Annotated in this window: 9 protein-coding genes; 1 reads left to right on the forward strand and 8 read right to left on the reverse strand. The window is 39.4% G+C overall.

Features of this window, described 5'->3' with window-relative positions; all coding sequences use genetic code 11:
• Nucleotides 1–76 precede the first annotated feature (76 nt).
• The 8 genes from QZ574_RS17175 to QZ574_RS17210 form a co-directional block, all read right to left on the reverse strand.
• A complete protein-coding gene (locus QZ574_RS17175; protein WP_297091810.1) occupies nt 77–1,117 on the reverse strand; it encodes a FecR domain-containing protein in 1,041 nt (346 codons plus the stop codon).
• Nucleotides 1,118–1,196: 79 nt separating this feature from the next.
• A complete protein-coding gene (locus QZ574_RS17180; RefSeq protein ID WP_297091811.1) occupies nt 1,197–1,790 on the reverse strand; it encodes an RNA polymerase sigma-70 factor in 594 nt (197 codons plus the stop codon).
• Between the two features lie 61 nt (nt 1,791–1,851).
• Nucleotides 1,852–2,805, reverse strand: coding sequence for a pectinesterase family protein (locus QZ574_RS17185; RefSeq protein WP_297091813.1), 954 nt, complete (start codon nt 2,803–2,805; stop codon nt 1,852–1,854).
• Between the two features lie 2 nt (nt 2,806–2,807).
• Nucleotides 2,808–3,545 carry a rhamnogalacturonan acetylesterase gene (locus tag QZ574_RS17190; RefSeq protein ID WP_297091815.1) on the reverse strand — a complete coding sequence of 246 codons (738 nt, stop codon included), beginning with the start codon at nt 3,543–3,545 and terminating at the stop codon, nt 2,808–2,810.
• 132 nt (nt 3,546–3,677) lie between these two features.
• Complete coding sequence (locus QZ574_RS17195; protein ID WP_297091817.1) at nt 3,678–5,363, reverse strand: glycoside hydrolase family 28 protein; 1,686 nt, start codon at nt 5,361–5,363, stop codon at nt 3,678–3,680.
• Between the two features lies 1 nt (nt 5,364).
• Nucleotides 5,365–6,330, reverse strand: a complete 966-nt coding sequence (locus QZ574_RS17200) for a pectinesterase family protein (protein WP_297091819.1) — start codon at nt 6,328–6,330, stop codon at nt 5,365–5,367.
• A gap of 1 nt (nt 6,331) precedes the next feature.
• Nucleotides 6,332–7,951 (reverse strand): glycoside hydrolase 43 family protein, encoded by a 1,620-nt coding sequence (locus QZ574_RS17205; protein ID WP_297091821.1) that lies wholly within the window; start codon nt 7,949–7,951, stop codon nt 6,332–6,334.
• A 516-nt stretch (nt 7,952–8,467) separates the two neighbouring features.
• Nucleotides 8,468–12,550 carry a two-component regulator propeller domain-containing protein gene (locus QZ574_RS17210; protein WP_297091823.1) on the reverse strand — a complete coding sequence of 1,361 codons (4,083 nt, stop codon included), beginning with the start codon at nt 12,548–12,550 and terminating at the stop codon, nt 8,468–8,470.
• Between the two features lie 523 nt (nt 12,551–13,073).
• Here QZ574_RS17210 and QZ574_RS17215 point away from each other — a divergent pair.
• Nucleotides 13,074–16,451, forward strand: coding sequence for a TonB-dependent receptor (locus QZ574_RS17215; RefSeq protein ID WP_297091824.1), 3,378 nt, complete (start codon nt 13,074–13,076; stop codon nt 16,449–16,451).
• Nucleotides 16,452–16,467: the final 16 nt, after the last annotated feature.

Genomic DNA, 16,467 nt, shown 5'->3' on the forward strand with positions numbered 1-16,467 from the left:
GTTAAACAAAATATATATCTCACACTGCTTAATTTTACAGGAGGGTGTTGCAGCACCTTCCTGTTTTATTTATAAGTTAAAAAGCATTTGCACGTTGTTTGTCGAACCGCAGTTCAACTCTTTTTTTTAGGTATATATTGTTATTGGTTTGTTCCCGCTCGATGATGGTATAACACAAGGGAGCTGTCTTTGCCAAAAGTTTTAAAACTTCTTCTAAAGGTTCGTCAATAAAAGTTGCTCTGAATGAATGTTCAAGTAGTCTCTGATCAGTAATTTCTATTTCAACATTGTACCAACGGCCCATACGTTTGGCCACTTGTTCCATGTTTTCGTTTCTAAACACCAGCATTCCTTCGGTCCATGCCAGGTATTGCGAGGCATCAATCTCATCTTGGGCGAAGGTCATTTTTGAGGCATCTAGAACAAGGCGTTCATCAGGTTTTAGTACAGAAAGTTTTTGGCCGTGAACCGATGCCACTTTAACGCTTCCATCGGCTAATATTACTTCTTCGGTATTTTCGTTTTCAAAAGCTATAACATTAAATTCGGTTCCCAACACTTCAATCGAAAGGTTTTGGGTTTTTACTGTAAACGGATTTTCGGTGTCGTGCAGAACGTCAAACCAAGCTTCGCCCACAAGTTCAATATTACGGTTTTCGGTAAATAAAACAGGGTATTTAATAGATGACCCACTATTTAAAAAGCCCGTTGATCCGTCAGGGAGATCAAATTTTATTCGGGCACCCATTGGGCACTGTAATTCGGCATAGGTAGTTTGGCTGGCTTGTTTGTGCGTTTGAAAATAGTAGGTAGCTATAAATGTAAGTAGTAATTGTACAACCAAAATAGCTGCGATTTGGCGCCAGGATGAAAAGAAAGTTATTTTGTGCGATTTTGTTTGGTCGGAATTAATTTTCTGGTGTATTTGCTGTAATAAATGATCAACATTTTTACTTTCTATTTCTTCGTCGTTAAATTCAAACCAATGATTCTCCAGTTCTTCTTTTAAGAATTTCTGTTCTCGTGGATCGGAAAAGACAGATTTTACCCACAAATAATCTTTCCTTGAATATTCGCCTTTAAAATAGCGACGTAGTATTTCAGGTTTGAAATCCATTTATTGATTTAGTTCATTACATATAGCTATAGGGGGTAAACCGAAAATGCCCCTAGTTAAAAAGGAATTTTTTTAAAATTTATTTTGAGATGAGGACAGTGAAGAACAGCAAAGATGATAGATTTTCGTCGGACAACGATTTTTTAATTCTTTTAAGTGCCTCACTAATATGGTTTTCTGTGGTTTTTGGGCTGATGTTAAGTTGCCGTGCAATTTCTTTTATCGAAACGCCTTCTTTTTTTCGAAGGATAAAAATATCGCGTTGGCGGGGAGGTAACTGGTTGATGATTGTATCTACTTTTTTCAGCAACATTTGATAATCAAGGCGCTCATCAAAGTTGTTTACTGTCACTGCATTCTCTTCGAGCAGCGTATGTTTAAAGGCTTCTCTTTTATTAATTTTATTGAAAGTTTCAAGAATAAGGTGGTAAGCAATTTTGAACAAATAACTTTTAAACGATAAGTCGGGATTCAGGTTAGATCGTTTACGCCAGATAATAATAAAAGCTTCCTGAACTATTTCTTCTGAATCGAAATTTGATTTCAGATAACCATTGGTAAATGCAAAAAGGCGCGCCCCGTAAATGGAATAGAGTGTGTTAAAAGCTTGTACTTCTCCGTTTTTTAACCTTTTTACCAGAATTTTTTCATTGTTACTACTGTCGTTAGTCAATTGGTTGTTGTTAGTTCTTTTATTCGGTACGAAAATATAAAAAAATGGCTCAGATAAAATATTATTTTGTATTGGCCCATTCGCCAAGTATATTGTTAATGGTGTATTTTTTTCTTTGATTGTTGGTTAAAGTCTGGGACCACTTTATGCGCATATTGGTGTTTGCTCCGGGCCCCTTATTGCCATATTCTGCATAAAAGGTTGTATTCAAATTGGGTTTATTGCTCCATTCTTTCCAGCCTTCCGGCAGAATATGGTTTCCGAGTTCGCAGCTAATAAAAACGGTTTTGGCATTGGGGCGCCATGGTCTGCCTAAATAAACTTTTGACACTCCCTCTTCAGCAAGTAATTTACAGTATAGAAATACAAAGCCAAATGCTTTACCTTTTGTTGTGCTGGCGGCGGTTATGTAAGAGTTTCCTCTGCTTACAATGCTGCAATGGTTAAAAACAACGGTTGCCGAGCCAAAAATAAAATCGGTAGTACCGGCAATGGTGCAATTTTCAAATAGCTGTTTGCTGTGCTCTCCGGCAAGGTAAACGGTATCTTGGTTACCAATTATTTTGCAGTTTTTGAAACGGCACCTATTGCCTTCAACATGCAATGCAACTGCCTGTCCAACGGGTCCTGCCGCGTTCTCTATCGTTAAGTTCTCGGCATAAAAATCGTCGGCTTCCACTTTTAAGGTATAGGTAAAAAAAGTGCTGTTTCGCCCACGGTTTATTTTATTGAAATAGTCGTTCCAAATAATTATAGTTTTGTCCTCATCTTCACCAATTAAGGAGAGTTTGTCGTTCCACGATGGAACACATATTTTTTCGCGATAGATACCGTTTTTTATAAATATGGTAATCCGTTTAGGCGGAAAGGCTTTGGTGGCGTCAATGGCATCCTGAATACTGGCGAAATCTCCGGTACCATCTTGTGCCACTACTATCTTGTAATTAATTCCTGACTGTGATTCAGCCTGAAAGACTGAAAACACAATCAGGAGTAGTAAGCCTAATTTACTCATATTCATTTTAATTTGTGTGCCAGTTCAGGAACTTGATTTGCCAATGCGGTTGTCGCAAGTTCTGCAACCTTATGAGCCCCTTGGTCAGATAAATGGGTATCATCTGTACGCGGTTCTTTAAAACGTTCTGTGGTTATGTTGGTCCACATGTACATTTCCTTTGACGCTTCATCTCCTAAATTATTTACCCATTCTTCAGTAAGCTTTTGAAGATCAATCAAAGGAACGTTTAGCTCGGCAGCCACTTTTCGCGTGGCAACCGGGTAGTCTCCATGTGTATCGCTTAGTTGCCCATTTGCTCCAAATTTTCGTCTTACAATGGAGGTAAACAAAATTGGAGTGGCTTTTTTCTCGCGTGATTCTGTAACAAACTTTCGCAGATTATCGGTATAAGAGCCAAAAGGAACGGTATATCTGGTTGAATCGTAAGCCTTTTGATCGTTGTGTCCGAATTGAATAAAAACATAATCGCCGGGTTGCAGGCTGTCTAAAACGGTTTGCCAGCGGCCCTCGTCAATAAAACTTTTACTGCTTCGGCCATTTTTTGCATGGTTTTTTACTTTTACCGAACTGTTAAAATATTCATCGATTACCATGCACCATCCATGTTCCGGGTACGCTTCAGCAGCTTTGTTAGCCATGGTAGAATCGCCTATGCAAAAAACTGCTATTTCTTTTTCCTGCTCACAGCCAACAAACAAGATAGACGTTACGCAAAAAAGGAACAGTATTTTTTTCATCTCACTAAAATTGTTTACTTCATTTGTACTCGATGGAACTCACATAAATTTTAATCCTTCTTGTTTGTGAATTTAGAATGAGGAAAATTCATGTTCGTTTTATATTGAATTTTTGCTACAATAAATCTGCAATTAAAACTTTACGGTACCTTCTTTAACTTCGGGGCCAATGCTCGTATATTCCTGAACGGACGGTGCAGTATTCTCCAGTGAAATATTTTCACATACCTGACCATTGATTTGAATAGCTTCGCTGGTTTTATAATTATAGTCGAGGCCGGCAATGGTCACATTTTTACAATTAAAAATTTCCATTGCCCCGGTTTTTTTAGTTTTCAATTTTACATCGCTAATTTTAACCTGCTTGGCATCAATAATCGTAAAACCGTTGGTGGCATCAAGTACCAGGTTGGAGAGCTCAATATTTTCAAGGTTCATTTCCGGTAATCCTTGTAAAAACACAGCCTGATTGGCACCATTTACGGTAATATTACTGATTTTGATGTTTTTAAACTGTGGTGTTTCTTCGGTAACTGGCAGCAAATCTGTTGATTTTTCCATGCCTCCTTCTGCCATCATTTCAGAGATGGAACGGCCTCCGTAATAGAGGTTAAATGAAATAGCATTGGTTGGAATGTTGGTCATGTAAACATTAGAAATGAAAATATTCTCAACAACACCGCCGCGCCCGCGCGTGCTTTTAAACCGCAAACCAACATCGGTTCCCATAAAGGTGCAATTTGATACATGCATATTTCTTACACCTCCCGACATTTCGCTACCTACGGTTACACCACCGTGCCCGTGGTAAACAATATTGTCTTTAATAATTAGGTTTTCGCAAGGAATACCATGCCTGCGGCCATCTTCGTTTTTGCCCGATTTTATGCAGATGGCATCATCACCAACATCAAAACTACAGTTTTGTACCAAGACGTTTTTACACGATTCAATATCAATACCATCGCCATTTTGTGAGTACCATGGATTACGCACAGTTAAATTGCGAACAATCAAATGTTCTGTCCACAGCGGATGGATGTTCCATGCAGGCGAATTTTGAAAAACAGGCCCATCAAATAGTACCCGCTTACAATTTTGGATACTTACAAAAACAGGACGCAGGTAATCACGAATGGTTTCGAAGTCTTCTATTGTTTTCAAATCGTCGCGAACATTTTGATCGCCACTGCCTTCTGCTCCTTTTTTAAATTGTTCCGAAGGATACCAACCATCGCCTCTGTCGTTTACAATACCACCTGATTCAACCAGTTTGTTCCATTGACTTTCAGTTAATTTCGATTTTTTTACGTAGCGCCAGGCATCGCCATTGCCATCCCAAACACCTTTTCCTGTAAAAGCAATATTTTCAAGGTTTTTACCATAGATAGGCGAGAGGCAGCGATAAGTATCCAGGCCTTCAAAATTGGTCTCAATTACCGGATAAAGGTCTTTATTGGTAGAAAAAAGAATTAAAGCGCCTTGTTGTGCATGAAGCTCAAGGTTGCTTTTTAATCGTATTGGCCCGGTTAACCATATCCCCGGAGGAATAATTACTTTACCTCCACCCTTTTCAGATACTGCGCTTATGGCGGCTTCAAAGGCATCGCTATTCATTTCAATTCCTCCGCTAACAGCACCAAAATCAGTAATTGATACGGTGTAGTCGGGAATAACTGGTTCTTCAATTTGAGGCATTTCAAATTCAATACCATCATAAATGCTGTTGGACGTAGTTTGTTTGTTGCCCGATTCGGTGCAGCCTACTGTTAAAACAGCTAGTGCAAGTAACAGGTTGGTGATTTTCTGTAGTATCATGTTATAAATTTTTGATTTTTTCAAATTCTGATATCCATTCGCCCAGTATATTTTTTGGGGTGTATTTTTTCGCTTCTTCATCACTTAGTTGATGCGACCATGCCACTCTTTTGCTACTTTGGGCTCCTTTACCGGTATTTTTGTATTCTGCAAAAAATGCGGTTTTTTCTTTGGCCGGGTCGCGCCAGTTGTGCCATCCTTCGGGTTTTATGTGTGCCCCTAAGTTACAGTTAATAAAAACTGCTTTTCCGTAAGGGCGCCACGGACGACCGAGGTAAAACGACTGTTCAGGTGCATTGCCCGTAATATTACAATCTAAAAATACCAGGCCAAACTCGGTGTCTTCTTCTGTTGATGGAGCGGTAATGTATCCATGGTCTTTGCAAAATAGGGTACATTCATCAAAAACGGCAGTAGACCAGCCAAAAATAAAATCAACGGTTCCTTCAATATAACAGTTTTTGTAGTACTGGCGACTGTTTTTTCCGTGTGGGTACAAGGTATCCTGGTTACCTAAAAATCGGCAATTGGTAAAAGCCACTTTGTCGCTTTCTATACGCACGGCAACTGCTTGCCCAACCGGTCCGGCGGAGTTCTCAAAAGTCAGGTTATCAGCAGTAAACCCTTCTCCGAAAATAAAAAATGATGAAGAGCCGGTTGTACCGAGTTCTTCGCTAAAGCAATTTTTTTTGCTGGCATAGTCATCGTAGGTAAGAATGGTTTTTTCCAGGTCTTCGCCAACAAACGATACCTGTGTTTTGCTGGTGGGTAAAACCAGTTTTTCTTTGTAGGTTCCTTTTTTTATAAAAATACTTGTTCGATTTTTTCTAAAATCCGGTACAGCATCAATCGCTTCCTGTACGGTTGTAAAGTCGCCGCTTCCATCCTTGGCAACAACAAAATCCCAGGCAGTTGCCATAAAAGGAACAATAAAAATTAAGAGAAATATTGTAAGGAATTGTCTCATGCTATTTGTCAATTCTAAACCAGTCAATATCTACAGTTCCCGAGTCGTTTGTAATGTCATTACGAAGCGCGAAATAACCAATTTTGGCTCCAATCCACCGGCCGGGTTTGGCTTCAAGCTTTTCTCCAACTTCCTTAAATTTATTCCCATCTGCACTGAAACTAAAACTGCACAGGGCTCCTTTTTCCACTTTTACTCTAAAAAATATGTTTTTACCATCAAACTCTTCACGGTGTAATTCTACTTCTTTTCCACCGGTACGTGCCTGTAAACATTTTGCAACCCGAAGGTAAAGTTTATCGTTTTTGCTTTGTAACGAAATGTATTGGTAATCTTCACCCATTACTACAAAACCAGCTTCTTCATCGTTGGTGCGTGAAGTAAACGAAAGTTTTGTTGTAGCAGTAAATTCTTCAGCCGGAAATTTTTGGAGCAGCAGGTTGGGCACCATCCACAAACCATCTTCCCCCTCGGGGCGCACGATACAGTTAATTCGGTAAAAGCCCAGATTTCCTGAAGGGTAACCGTATGAAATATGTTTGTTGGCGTGCCATTGCCATTGCACTCCCAGCGAACTGCCGTTAAACTCGTCACTTTCCGGAGGGGTAACAATAGGGTAGGTGGCACCTACATCGGGCTTTTTATGCGAAAGAACCGGTTCGCCAACTCCATCTCCGTCTTTATCAATGCCAATAACAGGCCAGCCATCTTTCCAGGTCATCGGATTTAAATGAACAATTCGGCCATAGGCTTCTTTGTCCTGAAAATGAATAAACCAATGTTCGCCTGTTTGGGTAATAACCCAGGCCCCCTGGTGCGGACCATTAATATCAGTGTCTCCCTGGGCCATTACTGTTTTTATTTCGTAAGGACCAAAAACACTTTTTGAGCGAAGCACAGTTTGCCATCCGGTTGAAACTCCTCCGGCTGGTGCAAAAATATAATAGTACCCATTTGCTTTATAGAACTTGGGGCCCTCTATCGTTCCATGTCCATTATGTCCATCAAAAATCATTACTTCCTCGCCAATAACGGAAGTACCCTCGCTATTCATTTCCTGCACAAACAATACACTTTTAACTCTTGCCCGGCTACCGGCAAAAGCATGAGTGAGGTAAACTTTTCCATCGTCGTCCCAAAGCGGCGAGGGATCTATTAATCCTTTTCCTCCTTTTACAAGAATAGGTGTCGACCAGGGGCCTTCTGCATTTTTTGCTTTAATCATATAAATGCCAAAATCGGGATCAGGGTAATAAATATAAAATTCGTTATTATGATAACGGATGCAGGGTGCCCATACTCCGTTTCCGTGTTGAGGTATGCTAAAAACATCTTCGGGGATTTGAGGATTTAATGCATAACCTTTTAGTTGCCAGTTTACAAGGTCTTTTGAGTGCAGAATGGGCAAGCCCGGAGCACAGTTAAATGATGAGGCGGTCATGAAATAATCGTCGCCAACACGCACGACGTCCGGATCGGAATAGTCGGCATGGATAATTGGGTTTTTAAAGGTGCCGTCTCCATTATCGGCAATCCAAACTTTTGAATTTTGAGATTGACTTACAGCGAAAAATGTGGATCCAAATAAAATTAGAAGTGTAAAAAAGATTTTCGGTTGCATTGATAAACAAATTATAGTGTTAATTAGTATTGATTCGGTGTTTTTTAGTAAGCTTTTAAACTTTTTGAATGCATAATTCCATTTCAGGTTTTAAAAAACTAATGGCTGCTTTGTAGCAATTAGAACATGCATTGCCACAGAAGTTGATTTTTAAAAATAGCGTTGCCATTATTTTAAATTTAGTTTTGCTGAATGAAATATTGATTCATTATTAAAGGTTACCCCAGTAGTAAATTGATTAAAAACATCACAAGAATGATGAGACTAATCACTGAAAGGATAAGTACAAGGTTGGTTCTTCTTAAGTTTCGTTTGATTTCGCTCATTAATTCAGGTCTTTAGTTTTGGGATGCAAGTTAGCCGAAGCCTGACAAAACATTCACGCGTATTTCCCAGATGTAACGGCGCATTTTCCCGCAAGGGGCAATATTTCCCAAACAGCGCGATTAACTTACATGGGTGTCAACCTTGTTTTAGTGTAAGAAGATAACTTTCAATGATATGCGTGCTACTTACTTAAGCACTCTCTTTTTCCTGATTTTTTTTTGCCAGATACTCCGTTGCACTCATCCCAAATTCGCGTTTAAAACATTTTCTAAAATGAGAAAGGTCTTTAAATCCTACCTGGTAGGCAATTTCCGAAATATTTAGTTTTTGTTGATCGAGTAGTTGTGTGGCCCGTTTCAGTCGAATGTGGCGTATAAACTCCTTAACTGTCATGTTGGTTAATGCCTGTAGTTTACGGTACAGTTGCATTCGGCTAATGCCCACTTTCCCAGCAAAATTTTCAATGTCTAACTCACTATCTCCAATATTTTCTTCTACAACATCAACAACACGTTTCAGAAATTTTTCATCAGGTGAGGTAAGCACAACGTTTGTTGGTTCAAGTATCATTTTGGAGGTGTATTTTTCTTTCAACGAGTCGCGCATGGATAAAATATTTTCAACTTTAGCCTGCAAAACCGACAGGTCGAATGGTTTTGTGATGTAGTCATCGGCTCCTTTTGTTAGGCCCTTTAGTTCGTGTTCTTTGGAGTGCATAGCCGTAAGCAGCAGAATTGGAATATGCGATGTACGTTCGTCGGATTTTATGCGTTTACATAACTCATAACCATTCACTTCGGGCATAATTATATCGCTAATAATAATATCCGGAACAGTTTCCAGTGCCTTTATCCAGCCATCTTCGCCATTTACCGCCTGGTGAATTTGGTAATAAGCCGTAAAGTGCGAACTGATAAATTGTCTTACATCAGCATTGTCTTCAACAATAAGCATAATTTTGGCATCTTCTTTAGGCGCTTGAGCCTGGGTAATCACCGGCGATGCTATGGACTCCTGCTCTGATAAGTTTGGCAGTTGCTTTTGTTGTGCAGGCTTTTCTATTCCCTCGTTGTAAGGAATTCGTATGGTAAACCGTGTACCCTTGCCCTCTTTGCTGGTAACAAAAATTTCGCCTTTATGCAGTTTTACCAGGTCTTTAACCAGGGCAAGCCCGATGCCTGCGCCTGTTTTGGCATCAGTTTCATCGTTCTGAAAGAAACGCATAAAAATACGGTCCATATTTTTTCTGGGGATACCTTTTCCCGTGTCTTTGATGCTAATTTCTATAAACTGTTTTTCTTCATTGGCATCCGTAAAATCATCATCAGCGGCATCAAAAATCAATGAAAGGTTTACAGCTATTGATCCATTTGCTTCGGTGTATTTAAAAGCATTTGAAAGCAGGTTGTTTATGATTTTTTCAACTTTATCGGGGTCAAACGAAACAAACAATCGTTTTTTCAACGATTTAAAACTTAGCTTAATATCTTTCTCGATAGCATAATCGCGAAACGAGTTTACAATGCTATTTACAAAACTTACAATATCGGCTTCGGTAAGATTAAGCTTTAAGTTGCCCGATTGTAATTTCCTGAAATCAAGTAATTGGCTAATCAACCTGTCGAGATTCTGCGCATTCCGGTGCATTAGGTGCAGATTCTCTTTTGTTTCGGGATCGATATTTTTTGATTGTGTAAGTTTGTTTAGTGGCCCAAGGATGAGGGTTAAAGGTGTTCGTATTTCATGCGATATATTGGTGAAGAACTTTAATTTCATCATGTCTATTTCATGCAGTTTTCGGGCATTTGAGCGCTCGATAAGCAACTGTGTTTTTATTTTCTCGCGGTTAATAAAAAACTGGATTGTAGTGTAAACCAAAGCAAAAATAAACAGGAAAACAAGAAATAAGAACCACCGGGTTTTCCAAAAAGGAGGTAAAATAGTAATAGTCATTTGCAATTCAGCCTGATCCTCTTCTGCTCCGATAATTATGCGTTTAATGCGCAGTGTGTAGTTGCCGGGGTTAAGGTTTGTGTAGGTTGCTGTGCGGCTTTTGCTGGGTTCGTTCCAATCGGTGTTGAAGCCTTCCAGCTTGTATGAATACAAGTTATTTTCGCTGTTAACGTAGTTTAGTGCTGCAAACTCAAGCGTAAATACATTTTGTTTGTGATTAAAAACAAGGTGGTCCGTTTCGGTAATACTTTGTTTCAAAATTGATTTTTTGTCTGTTCTTACCGGCACTGTTTTGTTAAATACTTTTAGGTCTGTAAATACGAGCGGAACTCCCGATTCGTCAACATTAATTTCGTTCGGATTAAAAACATTAAAACCGGAAACAGTTCCGAAATAAAGATCGCCGTTATCGCTTTTTAATGCTGCGCCATAACAAAACTGGTTGTTGGCCAGGCCGTCTTTACTTGTGAATCGTTGAAATATTTCTTTTCTGGGATTAAATTTTGAGAGGCCATTGGTTGTACTAATCCAAAGGTTTTTGTGTTTATCCTCCAAAATGCATAAGGCTTGATTGTTGGATAATCCGTCGGTTTCGTTGTAGTATTTCTTAGGGCCATTATCGACCGAGTATAGAGCAATTCCTTTGTCGTTAGTAGCAACCCATATTTGGTTCTGAGCGTCTTCGAGCATGCTTCGTGTACGTTCAAACCAACGATTAATTTTATTTTGGCGATAGTTAAAAACAATTAATTCGTCACCACTTCCCATCCATAAATTACCTTTCGAGTCGGCTTTAATCCACTGTATACTTTCATGGCCGTTTAATTGTGGATAATGAATAAACATGTTGCTGTTCTTATCATATCTGTCGATGCCTTTGCTGGTTGCAATCCACACCTGCTCATCTTCATCAATACAAATGTCCCATACCCGGTTATCCGATAGCGTACCGGCTTGATTTGTTTTGTGGCTGTAATTGGTAACACGGCCAGTGCCCAGGTCAATAACATCAATTCCGCCAAGGAATGTGGCTACCCAAAGATTTCCTTCATTATCGTTTTTAAGTGCTTTTATACAGTTTTGAGAAATGGTATATCCGGGTCGCCCCTCGGTGGTTATGTAGTTGTATCTTCCGCTTTTAGGGTTGTAAATATTTACGCCTCCGTCTTCAGTTCCACACCAAACTCTGTTTTGCTTGTCCATCCATAGAGCATAAATCGTACTGCTGTTCAGGTATCGGTCGTCGTTATGTTGAGCGGTAAAGCTATGAAACACCTGCTTGCTTTTGGCCAAAAGGTTGAGGCCTCCTCGTGTACCAATCCAGGTGTCTCCTCGTTGATCGTGAAAAATACTCAGAATAGAATTGTTTGACAGGCTGCGCGGTTCCTGAATATTGTTTCGGTAAAAACCTTTTACCCCTGTTTGTTTCGAATATCGGAACAAACCGCCCCTGGTGCCTATCCAGTAATCTCCAAAAATGCCTTTTGATATGGCTTTTACAGTTGCGGTACGTTTGACTGATGACTGCAACGAAACTTTATTTACCGTTTTTGTGGATGGATTAACAATAAACAGGCCCAGTGCGTAAGTGCCTATCCATAGTTCGCCATCATCATCAAGAAATAATTCCCATATCTCTTTGTTTTCCGTTGTGCCAAAGGGAAGTGGAAAATGATCCAGATTATTCTTGTTTTCATCATAAATAAATACGCCGTTATCGGAGCCAATCCAAAGTTTTCCCTCGTGGTCTTTTACGAGGCATCTTATATAAACATCTTCAACTCCGCGTGTATCTTCTTTTAATACAGGATTTAAGGGTGTTATTGTACCTGTACTGTCCATGTGTAAAACATTAAAATCGGTAGCTAGCCAAAACGAACCGTCGTTGTTCAGAATGATATCGTTAACTGAGAACTCTTTGGTGGCATATTCCGGATCGTTTTTATGTGGAAGGAAAAACTTTTCTTTTTGGCGATTAAATACATTTAAACCTCCGTTTTCGGTACCAATGAGCAAGTTCCCTTTTTTGTCTTCTTTAATGGTTCTGATGAGGTGTCCCTTTAAACTGCAAGAGTCTTGAGAGTTGGGAAGGTAGTTGGTAAAATCGTAGCCGTTAAATCTGCTTAATCCCTGGCTGGTACCTACCCATATCCAACCTTTTTGATCTTGATAAATGCATTGAACCTGGTTATTTGGGAGTCCTTCTTCCAATCTGAAAATGTCGAAACTTAATTCCGCTTGTGCCTTTGACTCGGTAATAGAAAAACAAAAAGCAAGTAATAAAAAGAAGAAAAAGATGGTATTTAAGCTGTATTTCATTTTATTGGATTGTTCTTTTGTAAATAGTATAGCTCCGCAAATAAAAAAAGTTTTATCGCACTTGCCAATATGCTGGTAATATAATCATTTAATTGGGAAGATATACCCGCTTATTGATACAAATATACCTATTTGATAAGTAGGGTGGTGTGTGGTGTATTTGGCAGTATAGCAGTGCTTTTGTGGCTTGTGTGTTCCGCTTTTACCTATTTATTGCATAATTTTTTTTCCCGCTCTCATGCTGAAGCAAAATGCTGCTGTTTTATATAATTCAGAAATATTTCTGGGAATTTCTGACCTCACATTTGGGAATCTTTTTAGTTATGTACGAATAAACGCAAGTTATTTTTGCCTCATAAACTAGAACTGATCTTATGAATTTAAAAACTTATGCAATCGATTGCTTAATATTTTCCCATGATATTTATTCGTACCCTCCAGATAATTGCCAGTAATTAAAATGGCAAAACAGTCAAACTGAGTTCAAATTTTCGAGCTAATATTTATAACCAAATTTTAAAGTATGACAAACTTAAAAAGTGAAAGAACAAAAGCTATGCGTATAAAAAGATTATGCGCAAAGATGCTGGCGTTGGTTATGTTTGTTTTTACGGCTTCAGTAGGCTTTGCCCAGGAAGTGTCAGTAAATGGTAATGTAACCGATGCAAAAACAGGGGAGCCAATCCCAGGTGTAACAGTTGTGGTAAAAGGAACCGGTACCGGAACGGTTACCAACATTGATGGTAACTACTCTTTATCAGGTGTCGCTTCTGACGCAACCTTGCAATTTTCTTTTGTTGGCTTAAAAGCCCAGGAAATTTTAGTTGCCGGAAAAAGTGTTATTAACGTAAAAATGGAGGCCGATGCGATTGGATTAGCTGAAGTTGTAGCCATTGGTTATGGTACTGCAAAACGTGCAGACATTACCGGTGCAGTTTCATCGGTTTCAACCGAGCAGTTAACCGCTGCACCTGTTGGCGATGTAACACAGGCACTAAAAGGGAAATTGGCCGGTGTTAATGTAACTACACAAGATGGTCGCCCGGGAGCTGATGTTTCAATTCGCGTTCGCGGAGGTGGCTCTATCTCTCAAAGTAACGACCCTTTGTTTATTGTTGATGGATTTCCGGTAAGTTCAATAAGTAATATTCCGGCCAGTCAGATTGAAAGCATTGATGTTTTGAAGGATGCTTCGTCAACAGCAATTTATGGTTCGCGTGGTGCAAACGGTGTTATCATGGTAACTACCAAAGGCGGTAAAGCTGGTAAAATTAAAGTTACTTATGATGCCTATTCTCAGTGGAGTACTATTCCTGAATATTTAGATGTAATGGGGTCGTACGATTATATTTTATATAACTGGGCCTATGGTGCTGCAATTGGTGACCAGTATGCCGATGCCTGGGAGAAGATGTGGTCAATAGGACGTTACGAAGGAAGTAACTCTGCCGGTATTGATCATTATAGAAACGTACCTAGTAAAAACTATACTGAAGAGTTATTTAATAATGGTTTTACCCATAACCACAACTTTAATATTGGCGGAGGTACTCAAACAACAAAGTACCTTTTGGCAGTGAACTATTTGGATCAGGAAGGAACAAAAGTTGGTTCGGGTTACGAAAGAGCAAATGTGTCGTTTAAAATGGATCAGGATTTAGGAGATAAATTGAAATTCACAATAAACACTCGTTTTGCAGAAGTAACCGAAGATGAAAAAGCAAACGAAGGAAATTCAACTGCTTATTATTTCCGTCCTATTGCTACCGAAGATGTTTTAGGTGATATGGATGTTACAAGTAACACCCAATTAGGTGACTATAATGATATTCTTCAGGATGAATTTAACCCGATTTCTCAATTAAATGACGGTTTTTCAGAAAGAGTATCGCGTTCACTTGTTGTTAATACCTCGTTGAGTTGGGAAATTGTTAACGGACTTACTGCCAAAACAGATTTAGGTTACAGTATGAACTGGTACCGTCAGAAAACCTGGTCGGGCGCAATTAATAATAATTATCTTACTACTGATGGTACGCCTACTTATTCGGGTAATGCTACAGTTAGAGCGGGCGAAGGATGGAATTTACGTTGGGTAAATACCTTAAATTACGAAGTTCAGGGATTGGGCGACAATCATAAACTGAATGTTTTAGGAGGTATGGAAATTTCCGATTCCGGCTCAGAATGGACGCAGCAATGGGGGCAAAGATATCCTGTTTCGTATGATGCAGAACGTGCTTTTGCAAACATGGATCAGTTCCTGGTACTGCCATTAACAGGTACTTCGCTTCCTCCGGTTTATGGTGGATTAGATTCAAATATTGGAACACCATACCGCATGAATTCTTATTTCGGACGTGCAAACTATACCTTTAAAGATAAATACCTGCTAACCGGTACTTTCCGTGCTGACGGTTCTTCAAGGTTTGCTCCAAGCAACCGTTGGGGATATTTTCCTGCAGCTGCATTCGGATGGCGTATGTCGGAAGAAGCATTTTTGCAAGATGTTAGCTGGTTGGATAACCTGAAAATGCGTTTATCGTACGGTAGTGTAGGTAATGATGGTATTGGAGCCGACTTGTGGAAACAAAGCTGGAAGCCAGGTACTACCAGATGGTCGATTAACGAAACACCACAATCGAACTATACACCTGCTTCAAATTTAATTGCGAACCCTGATTTGAAATGGGAGACTACTATTACCCGTAACCTTGGGTTCGACTTTGCCATGTTTAACAGCCGCTTAAGTGGTTCGTTGGAATTGTATAAAAATACAGTAAAAGACCTGTTGTTGGTTTCTCCTGTATCAGACCTTACCGGTTTCCAGTATACACAAAAGAATATTGGACAAACCAGCAATAAAGGTCTAGAATTATCATTGCGTGGCGACATTATTCGTGGTGCCGATTTTAATTTGCGCGGAAGCATCAATATTAATGTAAACAGAAATAACATTGACGAATTAGCGGAAGGAATTAACGGACAATACAGTTCGGGTTTTGGAGGTGTTCATGCAAGTCCTGGTTCGGGTGATTACTATTTGGAAGAAGGAAAAGCTGTAGGACGAATTCGTGGATGGATTTGGGATGGAATGTATACAATTGACGACTTTAATTACGACTCGGCTGATGGCGGAGTGTACACCTTAAAAGATGGCGTGCCTGATATGGCAAGTGGTATGCTTTCAACAATTTATGGTACAATGAATCATAAACCTGGTGCTCAAACGGCTTATCCTGGTGTTCAGAAATTTAGAGATATTAGCGGTCCTGATGGTATTCCTGATGGCGTTGTTGATGATTATGATATTACAGTTATTGGTGATACCAATCCTGCACACACAGGTGGTTTTAGCTTAAACGGTAATTATAAAAACATCGATTTTGGTTTAGACTTTAACTGGAGTTACGGAAATGATATTTACAATGCAACTCACCAGAATGCTTACCTCGGTATTAAAGAGGCCGGGTTATACCGTAACAGATACCAGGAATTGGCCGGACATTATAAAATTTATGATGTGGTAAACGGACAAATTACGCCTGTTGTTGAACCGGCTGCATTAAGTGCATTGAATGCCAATTCAACAACTTTTATTCCTTATGCTGAAAGTGCATCAATCTCAACTTTCTGTATCGAGGATGGTTCATTCTTACGTTTAAATACGATTACTTTAGGATACACAATTCCTAGTAGTGTTCTTGATAAAGTTGGTATCGAAAGATTTCGGATATATGGTTCTATCTACAATGCTTTAACCTGGACAAGCTATAGCGGCTTCGACCCTGAAGTTAGTGTTGACGAAAGTAGTAGCGATTATTATCCTACTCCTGGCCTCGATTACAGAGCGTATCCTCGCGACCGCTCATTTACATTAGGAGTTAATATTGAATTTTAATATTTAACATTTTAAG

Source organism: uncultured Draconibacterium sp. (assembly GCF_913063105.1).
In the GTDB taxonomy this organism is placed as follows: Bacteria; Bacteroidota; Bacteroidia; order Bacteroidales; family Prolixibacteraceae; genus Draconibacterium.